A 22,216-nucleotide genomic window follows, 5' to 3' on the forward strand; every position below is an offset into this window, starting at 1 on the left:
TCACAACCTGTACATATATGTTTTAACACCACGAACATTCAGAAGAATCACGCAGGCGATTCACAATCGCTTCTCATTCTGGCAAGCTCCTGTTTCGCTGCATCTCCATGCTAGGAATGACCGGTGATAATCTACCATTACTCCTAAATTCTGTGTCCGTGAACGAGATGTTTTGGCGCGGTGTAGCATAAAAAGAAATTATACTCTTCGAATTCAACTTTGGAAACCTTTATCCACATTCTACAGGTATATCTCCTATTCAGCTACGATTACGATGTGATCATTATCACACCCAAAAATCCATATATAGTTTATAACTGGATAATGAAAAACTACATGTAGTATTTAATCAGACTTAACCAATATATACTCTCATTATAGGAGGAACCTTAAATGAATATGCTTGAATGTGCCTCTCCGCCAGCAAACGACCTACTATCTGACCTTGGCAGACGAATTATTGGAGCTGAGGATGCGGATACGTTAAGGGAGAATGCCAACCTGAATGGAGATTCATTTAGTGGGAAAATGAGCCGGCTCGGTTCGGAAACAGCGAAGTGGCATGCCGTTCGCCATGTCCTGCCTGAAGGGCTTGCACAAGCTGTAGAGCATGGAGACCTCTATGTTCATGACCTTGATCAGTATGGACTTGGCACAACCAACTGTATCTTCATTCCATTTGACCGACTGCTCGCATCTGGATTCAATACGGGAAACGGCTCCGTTCGTACCCCTCAGACAATCATGTCAGCAATGGCGTTGGTAGCGATCATTTTTCAGTCTCAACAAAATAGTCAATACGGCGGTGTATCTGCCAATAAAATAGATTGGGACCTTGCACCTTATGTGCGACGCTCATTCCGGAAGCATTATCGTAAAGGGCAACGACTCTTTGCAGAGCATGCTTACATTCAGGATGAACAACTCTATCTGGATAGTACGGAAGCCCAGGAGCAATGCCCACATGCCTATGATTTTGCCATGGATGAGACAATCCTGGAGACAGAACAAGCTGCTGAATCATTGATCCATAATCTCAATACCATGAGCAGTCGTGCTGGAGGACAAATTCCGTTCACATCACTTAATTACGGACTCTGTACATCAGCTGAAGGACGACTCGTGTCTCGCTCGTTGCTAGAAGCTACTATTCGTGGTTTAGGAAACGGGGAGACGCCCGTATTCCCACAGCATATTTTCCAGTGTAAACAAGGCATTAATCAAGCTTCTGGGGAGCCCAATTACGACCTATTCCAGCTTGCCGTCACCTGTTCTTCGCGCCGCATGTACCCTAACTTCGTTAATGTGGATGCTTCGTTCAATCTGCCGTTCTATCAACCAGATGATCCGGACACCATCATTGCTACGATGGGATGCCGCACACGTACACTAGCAGATCGGTTCGGACGTAATCGTCAGAGCGGAAAAGGTAATCTGTCCTTCAATACGATTAACCTGGTTAAACTGGGGATTCGGTTCGGCATCTGTCAGGGAAAACGCGCTGTAGCCGATCGGACAGGCTTCTATGCTGCCCTTCAATCGGTTATGGAACAAGCAGCTTCGGGTCTGCTGCATCGATATCAGATTCAGAAAGCACAGCCAGCCAAAGCCTCAGACTTTATGATGCGTGAGGGTGTGTGGGAAGGCGGCAAACAGTTAGATCCAGATGAACCGGTGGCTGATCTCTTGAAACATGGTACGTTATCGATTGGTTTCATCGGTCTTGCAGAGTGTATGACTGCTCTATATGGTCGACATCATGGTCAAGATCCGCATATTCATCAAGAAGCAGTACATGTCATTCGTACGATGCGTGAATTCTGCGACCGAATGAGTGAACTACATAATTTGAACATTACACTGTTCGCTACACCTGCGGAAGGTTTATCTGGTAAATTCACAACGATTGATCGTAAGCGATATGGTTCGATTGCAGGTGTTAACGACCGTGAATATTATACGAATTCGTTCCATGTGCCTGTATATTACAACCTGCCTGCTTACCGTAAAATTGAACTAGAGGCACCCTTCCATACGTTATGTAATGCTGGAGCAATCTCGTATGTTGAGCTTGATGGAAATGTGCGAGCCAACACGAAGGCTTTCCAGCGAATTGTGCAGTATGCATTAGCACAGGATATTGGTTACTTCTCCATTAACCACCCTATCGATCGCTGCCCGTCTTGCGGCTATGAAGGTGTCATTGGGGAGAGCTGCCCAAACTGTGGCATTCACGAGAACAACGTGCATTTCCAGCGTTTACGCCGAGTTACCGGTTATCTTACCGGGGATTACAAAGTACGATTCAATGGTGCCAAACAGGCTGAAGTTCGAGATCGGGTGAAACATAAGTGAACCTGCACGGTTACATCCCTGAATCCGTCAATGAAGGCCCTGGCTTGCGTGCAGTGTTGTTCATCAGTGGTTGTCGCCATGCCTGTCCCGGCTGTTTCAGCCCAGACTCATGGAGCTTTCGTGCAGGTGAGCCGTTTACGAAGGAGAAGCAGCAGCAAATTATGCATGAGGTTACAACTCATCCTCTGCTGGATGGCGTAACCTTATGTGGTGGCGATCCCTTTTTCTCAGCAGCCGATCTGATTCCTTGGGTTCAACAATTCCGAGCACTACGCCCTGATCTATCGGTCTGGGCATACACTGGATTTACGTATGAGGAACTGGTGCTGGAGCCGTCTCGGGCAGCACTAGCCGAATTATGTGACGTCATTATCGATGGGCGTTATGTCGCCGCTGAACGAGATGTTTCTTTAGTGTATCGTGGCAGCCGTAACCAACGCATCATTGATGTGAGAGCAACACAAATGAACCAAGAGATCGTTACCTTGCAGATGGATGCATCGTAACGATCTTTTCTTCTTTCATAAGCATACTTCATAAGTTTTTACGCAATATCCGTTCTGACCTACTATTCACTCTCTTAAGTGACGATATATAATATAGGCATGTATTAAATGTATTGCTTGTATTTCATTTCAAGTTATTTAGGAGGATCATTACATATGGATATTGTTCAAGCACTAATTGCGGTGATGCCCTATTTTCGAGTGGCTATGCGTCAAGATGTAACCCTTTCCATTATTGATCATGAGAAATTTTTGTATTTTTCTGCGGGAGAATCACTGAAGCAGCTGAAATACCAAGCTGGAGATCCTCTGCTGGAATCCAATGTGAATTTTCGAGATCTGAAGGGCGGTACAGAGAAAAGATGGGATCACTATCCCAAAGAGTTATTCGGAATCCCTTTTGACGTTGCTTTTATTCCAATTAAAGATACTCAAGGGAACATCCTGGCTCTGTTAAACATCCTGTATAGCATGGATGACCAAGATCAGCTTCAACAACTCATGGATGCCGCGGACAATCTTACCAACCAATTAATGGACAGCGTGCAACATGTAGCTGCACACTCGGAAGAACTCAGCGCCACGACCGAGGAGATTCTGACCAATTCCAAAGAAGCCGTGCAAAAATCAGGCAATGTCAATCAGGTTGCCAGCTTCATTCGCGAAATATCCGAGCAAACGAACCTGCTTGGCTTAAATGCAGCTATTGAAGCTGCGCGTGTAGGTGAGGCAGGTGCAGGGTTTGGAGTCGTTGCCAAGGAAATTCGCAAGCTGTCCGTAGATACCAAGGATGCAACTACTCGCATTGAGGAATCTCTTCTAGCTGTTCGGCAATCAATACAGGGGATGGAAAATGAGATTGGTGAAATTAGTGCGAGTTCGCAAGAACAGGCAGAGCTCGTTAACAATTTTATGACAACGATTGATGAGTTAAATTCCACCAATCAACAGCTCAAACAATTTATTGATAAGATTATTAAAACAGATACACAATAACAATTGATTATGGTGATTAAAGCTCACTGCCCATAGGCAATTTCAGAATGCTCCAACCACTGCGCACAGCAGGTATACACGTCTTACAAAAAAGAACCTTCGAGCCCACTAGACAAGTGGTTTCGAAGGTTCTTTGCATTAGAATATAAGGTCTTGAGCTGAATTATTGAATCTGAAAATGACTGAGACGTACCCCAGCCGATAACAGGATATATACATCCTGTACGCCTGTTGCACCTGTAAGCTCGGCTTTCACCGAAGACCATTGCTGAGCTCCACCTTGTGCCAGCTCAATACGTCCTGCCAGTGTACCGTCAGGGGCACCCAATCGAACCTCCACTACAGCACCCTCCTGTTCGGAGGATACACGAGCTTCCAGTTCAGTCGTTTCATTGCCGAGATCTGCATCCTTATACAGAACCCATCCCTGCTCTCCAAGCACGCGGATAGCAGCTCCACCTTCTTTGCTCTCATCCAGATCTACACTGAGGTACGCATCATAGTTCTCAGCCCGTGTGGAGACACTCAAGTTTCGGGCTGGAATTGTCTCACCCTCAACCGTTAGATCGGCAACAAGCTGAATATCAGAGGAGGATTTACCCACCATAATCGCATAGGTTCCAGACTCCACCACATAGCGATCCTGAGTCACGTCCCAGAAGGCCAACTCTTGTACCGGAAGCTTGAAGCTCACGTTAACCGTTGCACCGGCTTCAATATGAAGACGACGGAATCCTTTTAACGTTTTGAGTGGACGTTTCACACGAGATTTGCCTGCACGTACATACAATTGTACAACCTCATCGCTCGCAATTGTGCCCGTATTCGTGACATCCACTGTTACAGTAATATCATCTTCTGTTCCTACCTGTGCAGGAGTCAGCTCTAAATTGCTGTATTTGAACGCTGCATACGTCAAGCCATGACCGAACGGATACAATACATTTCCTTCAAAATATTGATACGTACGGCCCGATTGAATAATATCGTAGTCTTTAATATCTGTAAGTTGATCTGCCGATTGTACCCATGTCATGTTCAGACGACCCGCTGGAGCGTAATCAGCATACAATACATCCGCAAGCGCATTCCCCAGTTCCTGTCCTGCATGAGACGTGTACAATACGGCTGGGATGTTCTCTTGAACCCAATTGGAGGTAAACGGATAGCTACCCACAATGACAACAATCGTATTCGGATTAGCAGCATACACAGCTTCTACTAAGCGTTGTTGGGATTCTGCCAGATCCAGGCTTGGACGGTCAATCTCTTCCTTGCCGTTTACCAGCGGGTTGTTACCTACAAACACAATGGCCGTTTCCGCTTCCTTCGCTGCCGCAACTGCTTCTTCCACACCATCCACGACAACGTCCTTCTGGAATGTCTCGGTTGCACCAAAGGACTTCAGCTCTTCCGAAACGGCGAATGCATCGTTCCCATTGTTCGGTGCAGTTACCGTCTTGCCATTCCATGTCGTTAAGCCTACGCTGCCGTCAGCCTGTGGCAACAGATGGAATACTTCCTTCACGAACCAACCATATACTTCATTCGCAGATGCCGTTACCTTTTCTTCATCCGTCGTCACATATTTACCATTGCGTTCGGATTGCAGAGTATAGCTGCCAAAGCCCCAGTCCGTAACCTTAAGGGTATCTGCTTCTCCGGAAGCAATCAGTGGTGAATTCTCCCTTCTGCCAGACCAACCGCTTTGCCATTCGCTACTGAAGTCAGCGTAATGCGATCATTTCCATCCTGGAAGAGCACCTTGTCACTGCCCACTTTGCTCTGAATCGCCTCTAATGGTGAGACACTATATGGCATGGTGCCTGCATACCAATCCCGATATACGGTGCCGCCCAGTGTACCGATGACCGCCACTTTACCCGCTTTGGTTTTGTCGAGTGGCAACGTGCCGTTCTCATTTTTGAGCAATACAACCTGCTCTCTTGCTGCTCTCAGTGACAATGCTTTGGCTTTGTCTGTCATCATCGCTTCTTCCCAATGGAGGCATACGGATTGCCTTCCTCTGGATCGAACTCACCTAGACGGAAGCGGACACGGAAGGTGTTGAACAATGCACGGTCAATATCTTCCCATGCAAGAATGCCCTGCTCCAACCCTTCACGAAGAGCCTGCTTGGACAGATCAGCATCGTCGGTAATGCTATCGATCCCTGCTTTGACCGACTCTACAGTACCTGGTGTGTGAGAATCATAGTACTTATGATCATTCTTAATGCCCATCACATCGCCTGCATCGCTGACAACAAAACCATCCATTCCCCATTCACCCTTAACGACCTCATTCACATAAGGATGCAATAGCGCTGGCGTACCGTTGATGGAGTTATATGCAGTCATCATCGACTGCGCACCACCTTCTTTGAATGGCTTCTCAAACGCTTTCAGGTAATATTCACGCATATTACGTGGATCAATGCTGGACGAGCCACTGCCACGATCTACTTCATTGTTGTTCGCAAGGAAGTGCTTCAGCGTCGCAACCGCCTTGTAATACTTCGGATGGTCACCTTGAATCCCCTTAACCAGTGCTGTGGACAGCTCTCCTGTCAGTTCAGGGTCTTCACCGTAGGCTTCCTCATTCCGTCCCCAATGTGGATCACGCTCCATATCAACTGTCGGCGCCCATAGCGTAAGACCGTTCACTGCTGGATTGCGTTTATAAAATACCCGAGCCTCGTCCCCGATCACGGAGCCGATCTCTTTCATCAGATCGGTGTCCCATGTACATGCCAGCCCTACCGGTTGTGGGAACGATGTTGCTTCTCCCAGCCATGCCAGACCATGGGCAGCTTCCGTACCGTGTTTGTATGCAGCAACACCGAGTCGTTCTACCGCCGGCTGATACTGTAGCATGGATTCAATTTTCTCGTCTTCAGTCAGACGGGATACAAGGTCTTTCACGCGGGAGTCTAGTTCTAATGATGTATCTTGAAAAGGATATTTCGTTTGGTTAGTCATTGTATGGAATCTCCTTTGAATTCAAAATGATAGCGAATACATAATAAGTGAAAGCATACCTATTCAATTGTACCTAATGGATATGTATATGAACAATGAAGTCCTTATACATCATACGTTTCGTTACTCTTTCTCCACCATAAAATAAATCACCTAAAACGATTTCGATAATACTCTTATCATATAGCATGTGCTTCAAAAAAAATAGAGGTTACCACAGGAAAATATGAATATTCCTCGGAATGTCCGTCATGTATTGTTTTTTTCTCGCGTAGTGTGGCAATCATGGTAGAAGGTTGATTTACTGCGCCTTTACATCTAGAACCAATTGGATTCAAGAGAAGATACAGGAGGAATAGATATGAGTGATCAGCAACACCCCCGGTGGGACTGCCTCCCATTCCGGAATCACTATGGAGAGCTACGCACTCCTTCGATTCATATCCCAAACTGGAAGAAGATACGACAGCGGATGTAGCCATCATCGGTGCTGGAATTGCAGGCATCACAACAGCGTATTTGCTATCCCAAAAAGGGCTGCGCGTTGTGGTTCTTGAAGCAGGGAAGGTGCTGGATGGAACAACTGGACACACCACAGCGAAGGTATCTGCACAGCATGGTGTCATTTTCAACGAGTTAATGCAGCACTTCGGACACGAACAGGCACGTATGTACTATGAAGGTAATGCGGAGGCTGCACGCTGGATGCGTGAGCTGGTGAAGTCACACCAGATTGATTGTCAGTGGGCTGACGAGGATGCTTACGTGTATATTCAATCCGAAGAGAACTTGAAGAAGCTTGAGATTGAGCTGACTGCCTATGGGAAGCTGGGTATCCCTGGTCAATGGGTAGATCCACTCCCTATCGATGTTCCATCAAGAGCAGGCATCAAGATGCCTGGACAAGCTCGTTTTGATCCGCTAGCTTATCTGCATTTTCTACTAGACTCCGCTGTGAAAAATGGGGTTCGCATCTTCGAGCATACAACGGTAACGGATGTGGAAGAAGACGCTGCCCTGCATGTGAGAACCTATGGGAATGGCCCTTCGGTTACAGCGGAGCATGTCGTTGTTGCCTCTCATTTCCCGGTGTATGATCCTGGTTTTTATTTTACGAGACTTCATGCCGAGCGATCTTATGCTCTAGCCGTCGAGCCGCAGAAACCCTTTGCTGGCGGTATGTACATCTCTGATGATGAACCATCCCGTTCATTGCGTACCGTCCTGCATGAAGGAAAAGAACTGATTCTCTTTGGCGGAGAGAACCACAAAACCGGTCAAGGCATCTGTACGTTTGGTCATTATGAGAGGTTAGAGCGCTACGCCGCAGATACTTATGGCATTCGCAACATTCCGTTCCGCTGGTCTGCACAGGATCTCATCTCACTCGATAAGGTTCCTTACATCGGTCCAATCACCGGAAGACATGAACGTGTCTACGTAGCTACCGGTTTTGCCAAATGGGGGATGACCACAGGTACGATGGCCGGGCATCTGCTTGCCGATCGAATTACGGGTGTAGAGAATTCACATGCTGAGATATTCCATCCAGCAAGATTCAAGAGTGATCCAGGTATCAAGAATTTTATTGTGGAAAATGTTAATGTTGCCAAAGAATTAATCTCTGGCAAAGTAGGCATCGTGCACAAACATGTGAATGAGCTCGGCAACGATGAAGGCTCAGTTGTCCGTCATGATGGCAAACGTGCTGGAGCATACAAAGATACATCCGGAAAGCTCTTCCTGGTTGATACCACCTGCACCCACCTGGGGTGTGAAGTGGAATGGAATGAAGGCGAACGATCATGGGATTGCCCATGCCACGGTTCACGATTTAATTACGCAGGACAAGTCATTGAGGGACCTGCGGTCAAGGATCTCAAAGTGCTCGAAGCAACGGAATAAAACTGTATTAGGTTGGCTCTCAAAACTGGCTAAAGTATATCTATTACCGCCTTTTCACACCCTGCTGAGCCACTTTCCTTGATGTACTAGCAAAAATCAGTATGCAGACCTGGATGGAGTTCCGCCTTCAGACGGAGGCACTTTATCCAGGTTTTGCGTATACTGAGGTAATAGAATGTTTATACATAAATTTACAATTAGTATAATAGATTGGATTAGGTGATTTAGGTTCTACTATTTACATGAGAGCGGAAAGCATCAATCTGTGTTACAGAACTATTTTAAAATCACTACCTTGCATTATACAGTACTGAATGCTATTCTATATTCACAACTACTGAACAATACACACTAGTGATTGAATACGGAATGAAGGAGGAACCTGTGTGAATGTAAATATCCAGTTCAAAAAAGGAGTGTTGGAGCTATGCGTCCTGGTCCTAATCAACCGTCAGGATCGTTATGGCTACGAACTGGCTCAGGCGGTCTCCAAACATATTGAAGTGGCCGAAGGTGCACTTTACCCACTTCTACGCAGGCTTGTGAATGATGGCTACTGTACGACCTATTTGCAGGAATCAACGGAGGGACCTCCACGTAAGTACTATAAGTTGTCTGATGAAGGTCGTGTTTACATGGATACCCTCACCAAGGAATGGAATGAATTTGTGCGTAATGTCGCACATCTTATTGAGGATGGTAACTCGAATGAATAAACAACAATTTATGCAACTGATGGAGCTGCAGCTTAGCGCGATGGATCCGCAAGAACGAGCAGAGTTACTTGCTGACTACGAACAGCATTTTGAGCTTGGGCTTGTGGATGGACGAACGGAGGAGGACATTGCCCGCGAGCTTGGGCAACCAGAGGCAATCGCACGTGAGGCACTTGGTGACCGGTATGTCCTGGATACGATGATTACGGATCATGCCTATGGCGTTATGCCAACGAACATTTCTCCACCACAGAGTAGTACAACGGCACGTAATGTGTTCACTGGGATTGGACTCATTTTCCTGAATCTCATGTTAGGTCTCCCGCTTGGTTTACTCTTATGGTCCGTCTGGCTCACGGTTGCGGGATTCTCTCTTCTCGCCTTGACACCCATAGCAGCAGTGATTGATGTCCTATTCTTTGGAGAATATGTGCCTTCGAAGTTGTTCTTCTCCATTGCAGCATGTGGTATCGGCATTCTGTTTGCTATGTTAGCCAAATACCTTTTCAAAGCCTTCAGCTCCGTCACGGTTCAATACGTAAGATGGAACAAAAAACGATACAAGGGGAGTATAATGGATGACTACTAAAAAATGGTTCGTCACAGCCTTGTTATGTATTCTGATTGGTCTGGTTGGCGTATCGGTATACGGCGTTGAATTCGGTAATCAACGTGAAGACTATTCCAAACGATGGGACTTCAAGAATGATGAATTGCAGCGACTGCTGATCGACGCTAATCTCAATGCCAACATTCAATTCATAGTGAGTCCTGAATCTCAGGGCTATATTGAAGCAGATGGCAAATGGGATAAGGAAAGCATCGAAAGTCTGGAGAATGCTACATTATCCGGTGGTACGTTCAACCTCGTCAAACCCGATCGTGTCCGCATTGAATTTTTCAATTTCAATTGGAGCAACTCGAAGCCAACCATCACCGTTGCCATTCCTGAAGGGCATACATTAGATGAAGTGAAGCTTACCTCTGCCTCCACAGACTACAACCTAGCAGGGCTGCATGCCAACACACTGGATATTACGAATACATCTGGCGAAGTTCGATTGAAGGATATAACGGTTCCCCACATTGGGCTTAGTCTTACCTCTGGAGATATCTCTGGCTCAGGCATCAAAGGCGATATGAATGTGAAAATGACCTCAGGCAGCTTCAAGATGGACGCTGTCACTGGAAATGTCACCAGTGATCTGACATCTGGCGATTTTCAGATTAAAGAACTCGCAGGTGCAGCTAATGTAACGTTCACCTCAGGAACGGTAAGAATCGAGCAGACCACTGTAGCTCCGATTGATGTGTCAGGGCAATCTGGCGATATTACCATTAAAGCCGCACCTGAATTCGCAGGTTTCTATGATGTTAAGGTTACGTCGGGAGACATTAACATTCCCGAATCTCCGATGACCAGCACAGATGTAATCAAAGCAAGAGCAACTTCAGGCAGTATTAAGATCACGCAATAATGATGAAGGAAATATCCGAACCGTGGGTAATATAGTATAATCAAATGCTAGATCATTTTGAGGGAGGAATTACCCACATGGAACTTAAGAATAGAACAGCGATCATCACTGGCGCAGGTAAAGGGATTGGTCGTGCCATCGCAGAGGCACTTGCCAAAGAAGGTGTGCATCTTGGACTCATCGCTCGCACAGCTTCAGATTTGGAAGCCCTCCAAAAATCGCTTAGTCAAGAGTATGGTGTCAAAGTAACGAGTGCTATTGCTGATATCTCCGATCGTACACAGGCTGAGGCTGCTGTTGCTGCCATCGAGATGGAGCTTGGTGCTATCGATATTCTCATTAATAACGCAGGCATTGCTACCTTCGGTACGTTATTAGATATGGACCCAGAGGAATGGGAGCGTATCTTGCATGTCAACGTCATGGGTACATATTATGTAACACGCGCTGTACTGCCAAGTATGATTAAGGAGAGCAGCGGAAGCATTATCAATATCGCGTCTACGGCAGGTGAGCGCGGATTCGCTACAGGTTCAGCGTACTGTGCATCCAAGTTCGCCCTGCTGGGTATGACCGAGTCCCTCATGCAGGAAGTGCGCAAATCCAACATCCGCGTAACGGCGTTAACGCCAAGCACGGTAAATACAGAGCTTGCTACGAACGCAGGCCTGAAGGTTGGCGACGAAGATCGCATGATGCAAGCAGAAGATGTAGCTGAACTTGCTTTGGCCACGCTGAAGCTTTCGGATCGTGTGTTTGTTAAAGCTGCGGGCATCTGGACAACGAATCCGCAATAAGAAAACGACATAAGGTAAATCGCCTTATGTAAATGAAGCCGTCAGAGCTATTCTGGCGGCTTTTTTGTCTTGCTCTCGCTTGGTATTGTCTGCTCTCTCTGTCATCGTTCTGCACTATATCGGGCTACACGGCAAAGAGACTAGGTATTCCACAATTGATCCAAATCCAGTTCCTTCGATACGGCGATTAACACAACGGCTGGTTCATCTCCGATGTTGGTGACCTCATGTGGCACAATGGCATTCCAAGTGAAAGAATCACCTTCTTCAAGCAGCTCAACGTCCTCGCCCTGCTCTGCACGAATTTTGCCCTGTAGAATAAGATGGCTCTCTTCTCCCACATGTTTGCTAATACCTGTCGACGCTCCCGGCGGAAGTTCCACAATGGACAACCGCATGGCACCCTTGGCGGTGAGATGCTGCACCTTAATCTGCCCGCTACCCGCAGTGGTCTCTTGGCGTTCATGCTTGCGCACCACATTCATCCGTTGTTCTGGCGTCAGCAACAGATAAGGAAGTGGCACGTTGAGATAATCAGCTATACTTTCGAGCGTCGCGATTGATGGTGATGTTTTATTATTTTCCACATTGCTAATGAATCCTTTGGACAATCCTGTACCTTCACACAATTGCATAATCGTAATCTGTTTCTGTTTGCGGATCGTACGAATGGCTGAGCCAATATCCATATCTCTCCCCTCCTTTCTCTGTGAAAATGATCTATTCCGTACTGGTCTGAGCAAAAATAATTCGGTTACCAAATGGATCCGTTACAGTCATCTCCCTTGAATGCCAAGGCGTGTCCTCAATGCCCGGTCGGGCATATTTGTAGTTGGAGAGTTGAAGTTGCTGATGCAACGCTTGCACATCGTCCGTCTCTACTCGCAACGCCGCTCCGGGCGTACAATCCCCATGATGCTCCGATAGATGGATGATGATTGCATCACGCGAAATCTGCATATATAAGGGCATATCTGGCTCAAATCGATGCTCCCAATCCAATTGAAAACCGAGATAGTCGAGATAGAATTCTTTTGCCTTCTTTTCATCAAACATTCTTAGAATAGGCACAATACCCTTTAACATGCTTATCACGTCCTTGATCATTTTTTATAAATTCAATGAAATGTATGCGAGCAAATCCAATGTTTCCGACAGGAATAAGCTTCGTACGCGATCACTGATTTGGGTAGAAATCCATATTCAATACGGATCATGCCAGTAGACATGTCGTGTAATCAAGAGCTGCCTTTTGAACAACATCTATCATACAAAAAAAGTATTGACCTCACAATAAATGCATGATAAATTTTGTTCATAAATAAGAATAATTATTTCATATTGGTGAACTTTTTATCTTAAAAATAGATTCTACTCATTTCTTACCAAGGTGGTGTTTTTCAATGCAATCAGCATATATCCATGAAGTCCGTCTTCCTGCTCATTACAATGCAGATCAACAATATCCGGTCATCTTCGCTCTGCACGGCATGGGCTCGGATGAACAAGACATGCTCCGTTTGATGGAGCCCTTGCAGTCTGATTTTATTATCATTGCGGTGCGTGGGCCAATCGTTCAAGGCGGCGGTTATGCTTTTTTTCAGATCAAGAGCATTGGCAATCCGATCCGTGAATTATATGATGCGTCCGTTGAAGGACTACAGCAATTAATAGTTGAACTGTCCTCCAAGTATGCTATTGACCCTTCGAGACGTTATGTTGCCGGGTTCAGCCAAGGCGCTATTATGGCGATGACTCTTGCACTCGTGATGGGAGATGCTATCAAAGGCATTGTCGCGATGAGTGGTTATCTACCGCAATTTGTGAAAAGCGAGTACACGCTACAACCGAATCCAGCATTATCTGCGTTTATCTCCCATGGCGATCAGGATCATCTATTCCCACTGCAGCTGGGTGAAGATAATGCGAATTTCTTCCGTCAATATACCGATCACGTAACCTACGTACCTTATCACGGCGGTCATCATGTGACTCCCGAGCTATACCAGCAATTTCAACACTTCCTTCGGACAGATGCAAATCTGATGACCGAAGAACCGAAAGGACTGAAATCATAATGATGCCATCTCTATTTATTGCACACGGTGCCCCATCCCTTGCCTTAGAGGAAAATGCATACACTGAATTTTTGCAGCAACTCGGACATACGCTGCCTAGACCTAAAGCGATCGTGTTGTTCTCCGCTCACTGGGAAGCAACGACTCAACAAGTCTCTTCTGTTGCGGAGTATGAGACGATTTATGATTTTGGCGGATTCCAGCCTGAATTGTATCAGATCAAATACCCCGCTCAAGGACATGCTGAGACCACCGCAGAGGTAGAACGTCTATTCACGGAAGCTGGCATCCCGGTTCAGACAGATGATGTACGCGGCTTGGATCATGGGCATGGGTTGTGCTTCGTCTTCTCTTCCCTGATGCTGATATTCCTGTTGTCGCTTTGTCCGTGAACCGATACCTGACAGGGGAACAGCAGTATCAGGTAGGACAAGCCCTCGCTTCCTTGCGCGAACAAGATGTTCTTGTTATTGGCAGCGGCGGAACTGTGCATAATCTCCGTCGTCTAAACTGGGGCAGCAACGAAATAGACCCTTGGGCGCTTGAATTCGACAATTGGTTACAGGACAAATTGGAGAGCTGGGATACCGAGTCTCTGTTTGCCTACGATACACTTGCTCCTTCTGCGCAAGCAGCCGTGCCTACACCAGAACACTTCGTACCATTGCTACTTGCAATGGGCGCTGGGGATCGCAACAAGCAGGCGACCTTAATGTTCAAAGCCTATCAGCTGGGCAATTTAAGTCTGTCCTGTTGGAAGTTCGATTAATTCATTGGATCGAACATGATACGAATAAAATACAGCGTGAGTACAGGTATCTTCCCTGTTGCTCACGCTTTTTTGGGTTGTTAAGGGTGATAAAACCTGAGACCAACGTAGCATGTAGACAAGGACTCGCGATTCTTGTGAGACGTTCTGGATTATACCTATAATATGAGGTGAAATCAGACTAGGCTTACTTTGTACATCATTCACCGCTTGGTTCTCAATAGTTCACTGGAGGGATTGGCATGTCGGAACAACGTATATATGCATTGATGGACGAGCTTGATGCTATGTTAGATGAGAAAGTACAGGATGAGGAAAATCAGGAGCTACTCAGCGATTACCGTGAGTTGGACGGTGTCACAGACGAACAGCTGGATGCATTCGAGCAGGAATATGGTGTGCAGTTGCCCGCGGATTTCCGTGCATTTTACAAACGCAAAAATGGGAGCGGTTATGGCTTTCACATTCTATATCCTACCGATGCCGAAGGCAGCCAAGACACCGCATTTTATCTATTATCGTTAGAGAAGATTCACAGAGAGCAAGCCACAGTTGTAGAGAATACGTTGGAAGACTTCTACACTGCTGAGGAGATGAGCAAACTGGATGCCCGAATCAAGCCTTATCTGTTTCAAAAGAAATGGGTTACCTTCGGAATGCTGGGAGGCGGTTCACTATATCTAATGTTCGATTTCGATCCAACCGCAGAAGGGACATATGGACAGATCATTATGTACAAGCATGACCCCGACTTTATCTATTATGTGGCTGGCACATTCACAGAGCTTTTGGAGCAATCCAACAAGAATCTACGCGCCTTGGACGCGATTGAATACTGAAGGAATACTAAAGTTATACGCCAGTTCAAAACACGCCCCTCCTGTCTTCAAATGCTGATGCTTACCAGTTGATGATATGACCTTTTTTGCATAATGCTGGGATATGTAAAGACGGTTATAATAACATTTAGTGGGAATGCACATGCTATCCAGATCGGGACTGTCTTTCTACACCTATCACATATTTCTGGGAGGAACTTTCGAAGTGGCTGAACAACCGAAGTCTGAGAGCTTCATGTCTCTCGTCAAAAAAGGAAACACATCCTCTGCCGTAGCCATGGCGGGTAATGCAGTACTTGCTCTGTGCAAAGGAGGAGCCTTCCTATTCAGTGGTAGTGGTGCCATGTTCGCCTCGGCGATGCACTCTTTGGCCGACGCGATTAACCAGGGGTTTGTATTTGTCGGAAGTGTATTGTCCGAGAAAAAACCAACTCCACGATTCCCTACAGGATTCGGGCGTGTCATTAACATTTTCTGCATGATCGCCGTTATCGTGGTCACCATCATGGCCTATGAAACAATTCACGAGGGTATTCATTTGTTGCAGCATCCGGTTGGTCATACCGGTGGCTTGTGGATTAACATCGGTGTACTCGTATTAAACATCTTGATTGATGGAGCCATTCTGATCAAAGCGATGAAGGAAATCCTGAAAGAAGCCCGTGCACCCAAAGCATCAGGATTCGGACTGGTACCTGCCGCCATCAAAAACGTAGGCCGTGCTGCACCGCCAACCCGTCTCGTATTCTACGAAGATGTGGTGGCTGTACTTGGGGCGACACTTGCCCTGATCTCGGTTGTGGTCATTGCGCTGACCAATTTCGCACTGCTCGACGGCATCGTAACTACACTCATTGGTTGTCTCATGATCGCAGTAGCCTTCCGAGTCGGTTATGACAATATGATCGGACTCATCGGCGTAGCTGCTCCGCAGGATATTGAGGATAAAGTATCCCAGACCATTCTTGCAGATACCCATGTGGCCGATATCCAAATGATGCGCATCATTCAGGAAGGTCGCTACTATCATGTTGAGGGTCTGATTGAGTTAACTAAAGGTCTGTCCCTCGCCGATGCGGATGATATCAAATTCCGTATTCAGGAGAAACTGATGACCAACCCGGACATTGCCGATGCAGCGATCTCCATTATTGAGGATGACGGCGTCAATAGCTGGGGTAAGAAACATGCTGACATTTCAGCAAAATAGACTTGCTTACCTGTAGAATCTATTGGTAGAAGATCATATGGATGAGAACGCAGAACCTAGACTTAAGTCTAGGTTCTTTTTAACGCCAAGGACTGAGGTTATTCTTTTCCAATTCATGGTATGCTGTGTATATTGAAATGACAACGTTCGTAAAAACGAAGAGAAAGGGAGAACACTACGATGGCAAAACGTGCAATCTTTGCGCCTGTCCTCATCCTGCTAGGTGTGTACTTAATTCTGAACCAGGGAGGTTCAGTCGGTCCAGGGATGATCTTCGCCACATTCTGGCCTACATTATTCGTCATTCCACTGGGATTATTCTTTCACTGGCTCTACTTCTCCATGATCGGCCGAGGAGTTGGCTTGCTCGTTCCCGGCGGTATTTTGCTGACTGCGGGTATTGTGAGTCAAATCGCGATGCTGTTTGATAACTGGGGGACGATGTGGCCTGGCTTTATTCTTGCGGTAGCTGTGGGTCTGTTCGAATTGTATTGGTTCGGTGGCCGTAACAAATGGTTGTTGATTCCGATCAACATCCTAACCGTGCTCTTCTTGCTGTTCTTCGCGGTAATGTCGATTGGCTCGATGTTAAACAGCATGTCCTTCTTCCAGCCTTTTGTAGCGATTGTGCTGATTATGGGCGGGGCATGGCTCATCGTGGGTCGCAAAAAGCGCATGTAATGACGCAATATAATCTGATTGGTGGGATCACACAAGCCACTCCGAAACCAGAACAACTTACGATCGCTGTTATCCCCAGATTTTCTTGATTCCCCTTCTGTGAAGGGTAAAATCCGGGGATAAAGGCGAGCGCTCCGCTTCTCCAGTTTGTTCTGCCCTCTCCGTTAACGTGTGATCTTCAGTATCATCTTATATAGGGCACTTCCATTCGCTATTAGCTCTAGAAGTAGGGTAAGGAAAAAACGAAAGATCCCCTGAATCCATTAACGGATCAGGGGATCTTTCGTTTGGAGTGCTGCAGATGAGCGTTCTGCAACGTTTGTAAGGTGGCGTATGGATACTCGTCATACGTACGTCGACGAGATGCACCCCTTTTTAGTATTTTTCTAAATCTAACGAACCGTAGGCACGCTATTGACTGCATTTCACACCTTTTTGAGTTTTAATGAATCTCAGCGGCGTTATTTATGATAATTAGAGTTATTTTTGACGCTTTACCCTTGTATTTCGCGGAATAGCGTCGCTGAAGTTCGTTAGAATTTGTTATGCCTGTAAATCAGCCCAATAAGATGTGCTGGATTCGTTAGCGAACTAGCTATTTGCTATGCATTTTAAACTCCAGGAACAAGTCATTATAATGCGAGAGCATTTTTTTACCCAGATTATCGTACACCTCAAGCTTACCTGTCAGCGTCTCATCGGGATAAAAGCGTTCATCCTCGGTGATGTCCTCAGGCAATAGCGCTAATGCAGCGGCATTCGGTGTGGAATACCCCACGTACTCGGCATTACGAGCAGCATGATCGGGATCTAGCATGAAATTGATAAACTGATGCGCTCCCTCAATATTCCTTGCAGTGGTAGGAATGACCATGTTATCGAACCATAGATTCGAACCTTCCTCTGGCACCATATAGTCCAGTTTGTCGTTCTCATCCATAATCTCAGACGCGTCTCCAGACCAGACAAGCCCGACTGCTGCTTCCTCGTTGGCGAGCAACATTTTGATCTCATCTCCGACGATTGCTCTAACGTTAGGCGTTAACGTAGACAACTTCGCGAGTGCCTCTTGCAGGTGATCCTCATTAGTATCGTTCAGGGAATAACCCAGGCTGTTAAGCCCCATTCCCATGACTTCACGAGCACCGTCGAGTAAGAGAATCTGATTCTTCAGGCGAGGATCCCACAGATCGTTCCAGCTATCAAATGTCAGCCCATCGACCAGTTCCGGGTTAAATACAACACCTACCGTTCCCCAGAAATAAGGAATCGAGAACTTGTTGTCCTCGTCGAACGAAAGGTTCATGAACCGTGCGTCAATGTTCTTCAAATTAGGCAGTTTGCTATGATCTAGAGCCACGAGCAGGTTCTCTTCTTTCATTTTGCTAATCGCATACTCGGAAGGAATCGCCACATCGAACGTGGTGCCCCCTGCTCAATCTTGGTCAGCATCGCTTCATTAGAATCAAACGTCTGGTAGATAACCTTCATGCCTGTCTCTTCCTCAAACTCCGTCAGCAGATCTGGATCGATGTAATCGCCCCAGTTATAGATGGTCAGCGTATTTCCACCAGAATAGCCTTGGCTCTTGTTCAGATAAGACGTCAGGATCATCAAGGCAAAGGCCGCCACAAAGACAAGTGCAAATGTCCGTACCAGTTGCTTCATGGACGTAGCCCCTTCCAGCAGGTGTCCGTGCCGCACGGCGATTAATGAAGTAGTAGCCCACAACGAGCAGTACCGTCAGCAGGAACAACAGTGTAGACAAGGCGTTGATGGACAAGGATACACCTTGTCGTGCCCGTGAATAGATCTCTACGGAGAGCGTAGAGTAGCCGTTTCCTGTGACGAAGAAGGTTACGGCAAAATCATCTAGTGAATAGGTTAGTGCCATGAAAAATCCAGCAAATATGCCTGGCTTCACATACGGCAGTACCACACGCGTTAGAATCTGCCACGATCCTGCCCCGAGGTCACGCGCCGCATCCATCAAGGTTGGACTCATCTCCTGTAGCTTCGGCAGCACCATAATGACGACGATCGGTACACTGAATGCAATATGAGACAGCAGAACTGATGTAAAGCCCAGCTTAATACCAATCATCGTAAACAGAATCAGGAATGAAGCACCGATAATGACATCGGGACTTACAATTAGTACGTTATTCAGTGATAACAAGGTACTCTTTGTTCGTTTGCGGCGTACATGGTAGATGGCTAGCGCACCCGCCACACCCAGCATCGTGGATATAGCCGAGGATAACAGCGCAATAACAAAGGTATTCAAAACGATAATGAGCAGGCGTGTATCCGCAAATACTTCCCTATACCACTCCAATGTAAATCCTTCAAAGCTTCGCATATGGCCGCCACTATTAAAGGAATAGAAGATCAGGTACGCGATCGGTGCGTATAGGATGGCAAACACAACAGCCAGATAGACATTAGACAGTTTTCCGTTTTTTTCCATGACGCACCTCCTTATTCCCTGATCCAGTCAAAAACATAATGAGAGCCATCGCGATAATCAAAAAGACCGCAATGGTCGAGCCCATTCCCCAGTCTTGGGTAACGAGAAAATGTTGCTCAATCGCTGTCCCCAGCGTAATCACTCGGTTCCCCGCAATTAGGCGGGTAATCATGAACAGGGACAATGCCGGGATAAATACAGCCTGGCAGCCCGATTTCACACCGCTAAGTGTCAACGGGAAGATGACTCTGCGGAAGGTCAGCCAAGAAGAAGCACCCAGATCCCGCGCTGCATAGATCAGCGATGGATTCATCTCTTCCAGTGCATTGAAGATCGGCAAGATCATGAATGGAATGAAAATGTACACCGACACAAAGATAAAACTGAAATCGGTAAACAAGATCTGCTGTGACCCAATGCCGATAACCTCCAGCAAGGAATTGGTTAGACCATACGTGCCGAACAAACCGATGAAGGCGTAGGCTTTTAACAGCAGGTTAATCCAGCTTGGCAAAATAATGAGCAGCAGCCAGAGCTGCTTATGCTTCGTCCGAGTCAGCAGATACGCCGTCGGATATGAGATCAACAGTGAGAATACGGTAATGAGCAGTGCGTACCAGAATGAACTGAGCGTCATCTGCATATAGACCGGGGTGAAGAAGCGGGCATAATTGCCCAGCGTAAAGTTCCCCTCGACATCGAAGAAAGAGTAATAGACAACGAGCAGAACCGGGGCGACAACGAACAACACCATCCATAGCACATATGGAATTAGATACGCATTGCGTGCACTCGCCTTAGTCTGCATGAACAGCCTCTTGATACGCTTCTAGTCGTTTATCGAACTCTTCTTCCGTCTCGTTGAAACGCATAACGTGGATCGCTTCCGGGTCAAAATATAGACCGATTCGTGCACCTACGTCAGCTTTCTTCGTGGAATGCACTAACCATTCATTTCCAGCATCATCGTAAGTAGAGATCTCGTAGTGAACCCCGCGGAATAGCTGGGAGTCTACGTTGACCTTCATTTTCCCTTGCTCCTCGGTCGTGATCTCCAGATCCTCCGGACGAATCACAATCTCAACAGGCTCATCTTGTTGTAAGCCCTGATCCACACATTCATACTCTGCACCAGCAAACTCCACCACAAAATCCTGCTTCATCTTACCGGATACAATGTTAGACTCCCCGATGAAATCTGCGACAAAACGGTTGATCGGCTCATCATAGATGTCATTTGGTGTTCCGCTCTGCTGGATCACACCACCGTTCAGGACAAAGATCTCATCTGACATCGCGAGTGCTTCCTCCTGATCATGCGTGACAAAAATAAACGTGATCCCCAGCCGTTGCTGCAATTCACGCAGCTCATACTGCATTTCTGTACGAAGCTTCAGATCGAGTGCTGATAACGGCTCGTCCAGCAACAAGATTTCAGGTTCATTGACGATTGCACGAGCAATGGCAACACGTTGTCTCTGACCACCAGACATCTCACCTATTTCACGGTTTTCATAACCGGATAGGTTGACGAATTTGAGTGCTTCCAATACTTTGCTGCGAATTTCAGCCGTTTTCATTTTTTTGATGCGCAAACCAAAAGCGACGTTCTCAAACACATTCAGATGTGGGAATAATGCGTAATCTTGAAATACCGTGTTCACTTGCCGCTGATGGGCAGGCACACTGTTAATTAAGGCACCGTTAAAATAAATACTGCCCTGTGTTGGCGTTGCAAAGCCAGCAATCAGTCGCAATATGGTTGTTTTACCACAGCCTGACGGCCCTAGTAACGTATAAAATTTACCTCGCTCGATCTCAAAGCTAACTTGCTTCAATACAGCTTCATCCTGATCGTATTGCTGAGTTACCCGGTCAAACCGGATAATCGGTTGTTGATCTGACATGCCATTTCGCCCCCTTAAACTTGAGGTTTATCCTAAAGAACCTTATCCATTATACACAACTTTGATTCAGCCATGTTTCGAATAAGGTTAATGTAACTTATTTTTTTTCGTTTTAAAAGTCATTCCGTTAAATACTATATAAATTGAACTAAAGAATATTTACACTTGCCACTCCAATGACAGAACAACCTTACGATCGCTGTTATCCCCAGATTTTTTTGATTCCCTCTATAAGGGGAAAATCCGGGGATAGCTTATGCTTCCGATGTAGCTTTCTTGCAGAAAGCTTTCAGGCGACCGCTCCGCTTCTTCAGGTTATTTCTGTCCTCTCCGTTTCCGTGTAAATGTTTAGTTCAATTTATATAGATCCAAGACGTTCCTCTTCATCTATAAGTGTCGACATTTCAGATATCTGGCAAACATGTGAAGGGCAATAATGTAGGGATTTAAGTTCCTATTACAAATAAATATTGACCGCTGTAAAATTATAGTATTATATTTGATATAAATGGTTTTTAATACTAAATT

The 22,216-nt window shown here is 46.2% G+C and carries 17 protein-coding genes and 3 pseudogenes; 13 read left to right on the top strand and 7 right to left on the bottom strand.

Annotated features, from left to right (window positions below):
• The first annotated feature begins 393 nt into the window (after positions 1-393).
• From DMB88_RS27905 to DMB88_RS31825, 3 genes are all read left to right on the top strand, one after another.
• On the top strand, positions 394-2,355 hold the full coding sequence (locus tag DMB88_RS27905) for an anaerobic ribonucleoside triphosphate reductase (protein ID WP_128103901.1): 1,962 nt from the start codon (positions 394-396) through the stop codon (positions 2,353-2,355).
• Positions 2,352-2,861, top strand: a complete 510-nt coding sequence (gene nrdG, locus DMB88_RS27910) for an anaerobic ribonucleoside-triphosphate reductase activating protein (protein ID WP_128103902.1) — start codon at positions 2,352-2,354, stop codon at positions 2,859-2,861. The genes DMB88_RS27905 and nrdG overlap by 4 nt, the downstream gene beginning before the upstream one ends.
• Positions 2,862-3,017: 156 nt before the next feature.
• Positions 3,018-3,857 carry a methyl-accepting chemotaxis protein gene (locus tag DMB88_RS31825; RefSeq protein WP_128103903.1) on the top strand — a complete coding sequence of 280 codons (840 nt, stop codon included), beginning with the start codon at positions 3,018-3,020 and terminating at the stop codon, positions 3,855-3,857.
• 163 nt (positions 3,858-4,020) lie between these two features.
• On the opposite strand, the pseudogene DMB88_RS27920 reads toward DMB88_RS31825, so the two are convergent.
• Positions 4,021-6,838, bottom strand: a pseudogene (locus DMB88_RS27920) (glycoside hydrolase family 3 C-terminal domain-containing protein).
• A gap of 384 nt (positions 6,839-7,222) precedes the next feature.
• On the opposite strand from DMB88_RS27920, the gene DMB88_RS27925 reads away from it, so the two are divergent.
• The 5 genes from DMB88_RS27925 (at position 7,223) to DMB88_RS27945 (ending at position 11,734) form a co-directional block, all read left to right on the top strand.
• Positions 7,223-8,743 (top strand): FAD-dependent oxidoreductase, encoded by a 1,521-nt coding sequence (locus DMB88_RS27925; protein ID WP_128103904.1) that lies wholly within the window; start codon positions 7,223-7,225, stop codon positions 8,741-8,743.
• Between the two features lie 386 nt (positions 8,744-9,129).
• Entirely contained in the window at positions 9,130-9,459 is a 330-nt protein-coding gene (locus tag DMB88_RS27930) for a PadR family transcriptional regulator (RefSeq protein WP_056701948.1), read from the top strand.
• The gene (locus DMB88_RS27935) at positions 9,452-10,048 is read left to right on the top strand and encodes an HAAS signaling domain-containing protein (protein WP_164848806.1); all 597 of its coding nucleotides are present in this window, start codon (positions 9,452-9,454) and stop codon (positions 10,046-10,048) included. Before DMB88_RS27930 ends, DMB88_RS27935 begins: the two co-directional genes overlap by 8 nt.
• Complete coding sequence (locus DMB88_RS27940; protein WP_128103906.1) at positions 10,038-10,937, top strand: DUF4097 family beta strand repeat-containing protein; 900 nt, start codon at positions 10,038-10,040, stop codon at positions 10,935-10,937. Before DMB88_RS27935 ends, DMB88_RS27940 begins: the two co-directional genes overlap by 11 nt.
• Positions 10,938-11,014: 77 nt before the next feature.
• Positions 11,015-11,734 (top strand): 3-ketoacyl-ACP reductase, encoded by a 720-nt coding sequence (locus tag DMB88_RS27945; protein ID WP_128103907.1) that lies wholly within the window; start codon positions 11,015-11,017, stop codon positions 11,732-11,734.
• A 140-nt stretch (positions 11,735-11,874) separates the two neighbouring features.
• Here DMB88_RS27945 and DMB88_RS27950 read toward each other — a convergent pair whose 3' ends face one another.
• A complete protein-coding gene (locus tag DMB88_RS27950) occupies positions 11,875-12,423 on the bottom strand; it encodes a helix-turn-helix domain-containing protein (protein ID WP_128103908.1) in 549 nt (182 codons plus the stop codon).
• Positions 12,424-12,454: 31 nt separating this feature from the next.
• Complete coding sequence (locus DMB88_RS27955) at positions 12,455-12,820, bottom strand: glyoxalase superfamily protein (protein WP_128103909.1); 366 nt, start codon at positions 12,818-12,820, stop codon at positions 12,455-12,457.
• Positions 12,821-13,137: 317 nt separating this feature from the next.
• Here DMB88_RS27955 and DMB88_RS27960 point away from each other — a divergent pair, with 317 nt between their 5' ends.
• From DMB88_RS27960 to DMB88_RS27980, 5 genes and pseudogenes are all read left to right on the top strand, one after another.
• Positions 13,138-13,812, top strand: coding sequence for an alpha/beta hydrolase (locus tag DMB88_RS27960; protein WP_128103910.1), 675 nt, complete (start codon positions 13,138-13,140; stop codon positions 13,810-13,812).
• A pseudogene (locus tag DMB88_RS27965) lies at positions 13,812-14,581 on the top strand (class III extradiol ring-cleavage dioxygenase). The gene DMB88_RS27960 and the pseudogene DMB88_RS27965 overlap by 1 nt, the downstream one beginning before the upstream one ends.
• A gap of 242 nt (positions 14,582-14,823) precedes the next feature.
• The gene (locus tag DMB88_RS27970; protein ID WP_128103911.1) at positions 14,824-15,420 is read left to right on the top strand and encodes an SMI1/KNR4 family protein; all 597 of its coding nucleotides are present in this window, start codon (positions 14,824-14,826) and stop codon (positions 15,418-15,420) included.
• Positions 15,421-15,625: 205 nt separating this feature from the next.
• Positions 15,626-16,630 (top strand): cation diffusion facilitator family transporter, encoded by a 1,005-nt coding sequence (locus DMB88_RS27975; RefSeq protein ID WP_128103912.1) that lies wholly within the window; start codon positions 15,626-15,628, stop codon positions 16,628-16,630.
• 180 nt (positions 16,631-16,810) lie between these two features.
• Entirely contained in the window at positions 16,811-17,311 is a 501-nt protein-coding gene (locus tag DMB88_RS27980) for a hypothetical protein (protein ID WP_128103913.1), read from the top strand.
• 595 nt (positions 17,312-17,906) lie between these two features.
• Here DMB88_RS27980 and DMB88_RS27985 read toward each other — a convergent pair.
• The 4 genes and pseudogenes from DMB88_RS27985 to DMB88_RS28000 form a co-directional block, all read right to left on the bottom strand.
• Positions 17,907-18,925: pseudogene (locus tag DMB88_RS27985) on the bottom strand (ABC transporter substrate-binding protein).
• Positions 18,858-19,781 (bottom strand): ABC transporter permease, encoded by a 924-nt coding sequence (locus tag DMB88_RS27990; RefSeq protein ID WP_254438370.1) that lies wholly within the window; start codon positions 19,779-19,781, stop codon positions 18,858-18,860. Before DMB88_RS27990 ends, DMB88_RS27985 begins: the two are co-directional and overlap by 68 nt.
• Complete coding sequence (locus DMB88_RS27995) at positions 19,756-20,589, bottom strand: ABC transporter permease (RefSeq protein ID WP_128103914.1); 834 nt, start codon at positions 20,587-20,589, stop codon at positions 19,756-19,758. The genes DMB88_RS27990 and DMB88_RS27995 overlap by 26 nt, the downstream gene beginning before the upstream one ends.
• The gene (locus DMB88_RS28000; protein ID WP_128103915.1) at positions 20,579-21,688 is read right to left on the bottom strand and encodes an ABC transporter ATP-binding protein; all 1,110 of its coding nucleotides are present in this window, start codon (positions 21,686-21,688) and stop codon (positions 20,579-20,581) included. Before DMB88_RS28000 ends, DMB88_RS27995 begins: the two co-directional genes overlap by 11 nt.
• Positions 21,689-22,216 lie beyond the last annotated feature (528 nt).

It is taken from the genome of Paenibacillus sp. DCT19 (assembly GCF_003268635.1).
Lineage (GTDB): Bacteria > Bacillota > Bacilli > Paenibacillales > Paenibacillaceae > Paenibacillus.

Excerpts from the sequence above, each read along its gene's own strand:
- DMB88_RS27940 (WP_128103906.1), top strand. The coding sequence starts at position 10,038 with ATGACTACTAAAAAATGGTTCGTCACAGCCTTGTTATGTATTCTGATT.
- DMB88_RS27945 (WP_128103907.1), top strand. The coding sequence starts at position 11,015 with ATGGAACTTAAGAATAGAACAGCGATCATCACTGGCGCAGGTAAAGGG.
- DMB88_RS27980 (WP_128103913.1), top strand. The coding sequence starts at position 16,811 with ATGGCAAAACGTGCAATCTTTGCGCCTGTCCTCATCCTGCTAGGTGTG.
- DMB88_RS27990 (WP_254438370.1), bottom strand. The coding sequence starts at position 19,781 with ATGGAAAAAAACGGAAAACTGTCTAATGTCTATCTGGCTGTTGTGTTT.
- DMB88_RS27970 (WP_128103911.1), top strand. The coding sequence starts at position 14,824 with ATGTCGGAACAACGTATATATGCATTGATGGACGAGCTTGATGCTATG.
- DMB88_RS27955 (WP_128103909.1), bottom strand. The coding sequence starts at position 12,820 with ATGTTAAAGGGTATTGTGCCTATTCTAAGAATGTTTGATGAAAAGAAG.
- DMB88_RS27995 (WP_128103914.1), bottom strand. The coding sequence starts at position 20,589 with ATGCAGACTAAGGCGAGTGCACGCAATGCGTATCTAATTCCATATGTG.
- DMB88_RS27935 (WP_164848806.1), top strand. The coding sequence starts at position 9,452 with ATGAATAAACAACAATTTATGCAACTGATGGAGCTGCAGCTTAGCGCG.
- DMB88_RS27905 (WP_128103901.1), top strand. The coding sequence starts at position 394 with ATGAATATGCTTGAATGTGCCTCTCCGCCAGCAAACGACCTACTATCT.
- DMB88_RS27950 (WP_128103908.1), bottom strand. The coding sequence starts at position 12,423 with ATGGATATTGGCTCAGCCATTCGTACGATCCGCAAACAGAAACAGATT.
- DMB88_RS28000 (WP_128103915.1), bottom strand. The coding sequence starts at position 21,688 with ATGTCAGATCAACAACCGATTATCCGGTTTGACCGGGTAACTCAGCAA.
- DMB88_RS31825 (WP_128103903.1), top strand. The coding sequence starts at position 3,018 with ATGGATATTGTTCAAGCACTAATTGCGGTGATGCCCTATTTTCGAGTG.
- DMB88_RS27960 (WP_128103910.1), top strand. The coding sequence starts at position 13,138 with ATGCAATCAGCATATATCCATGAAGTCCGTCTTCCTGCTCATTACAAT.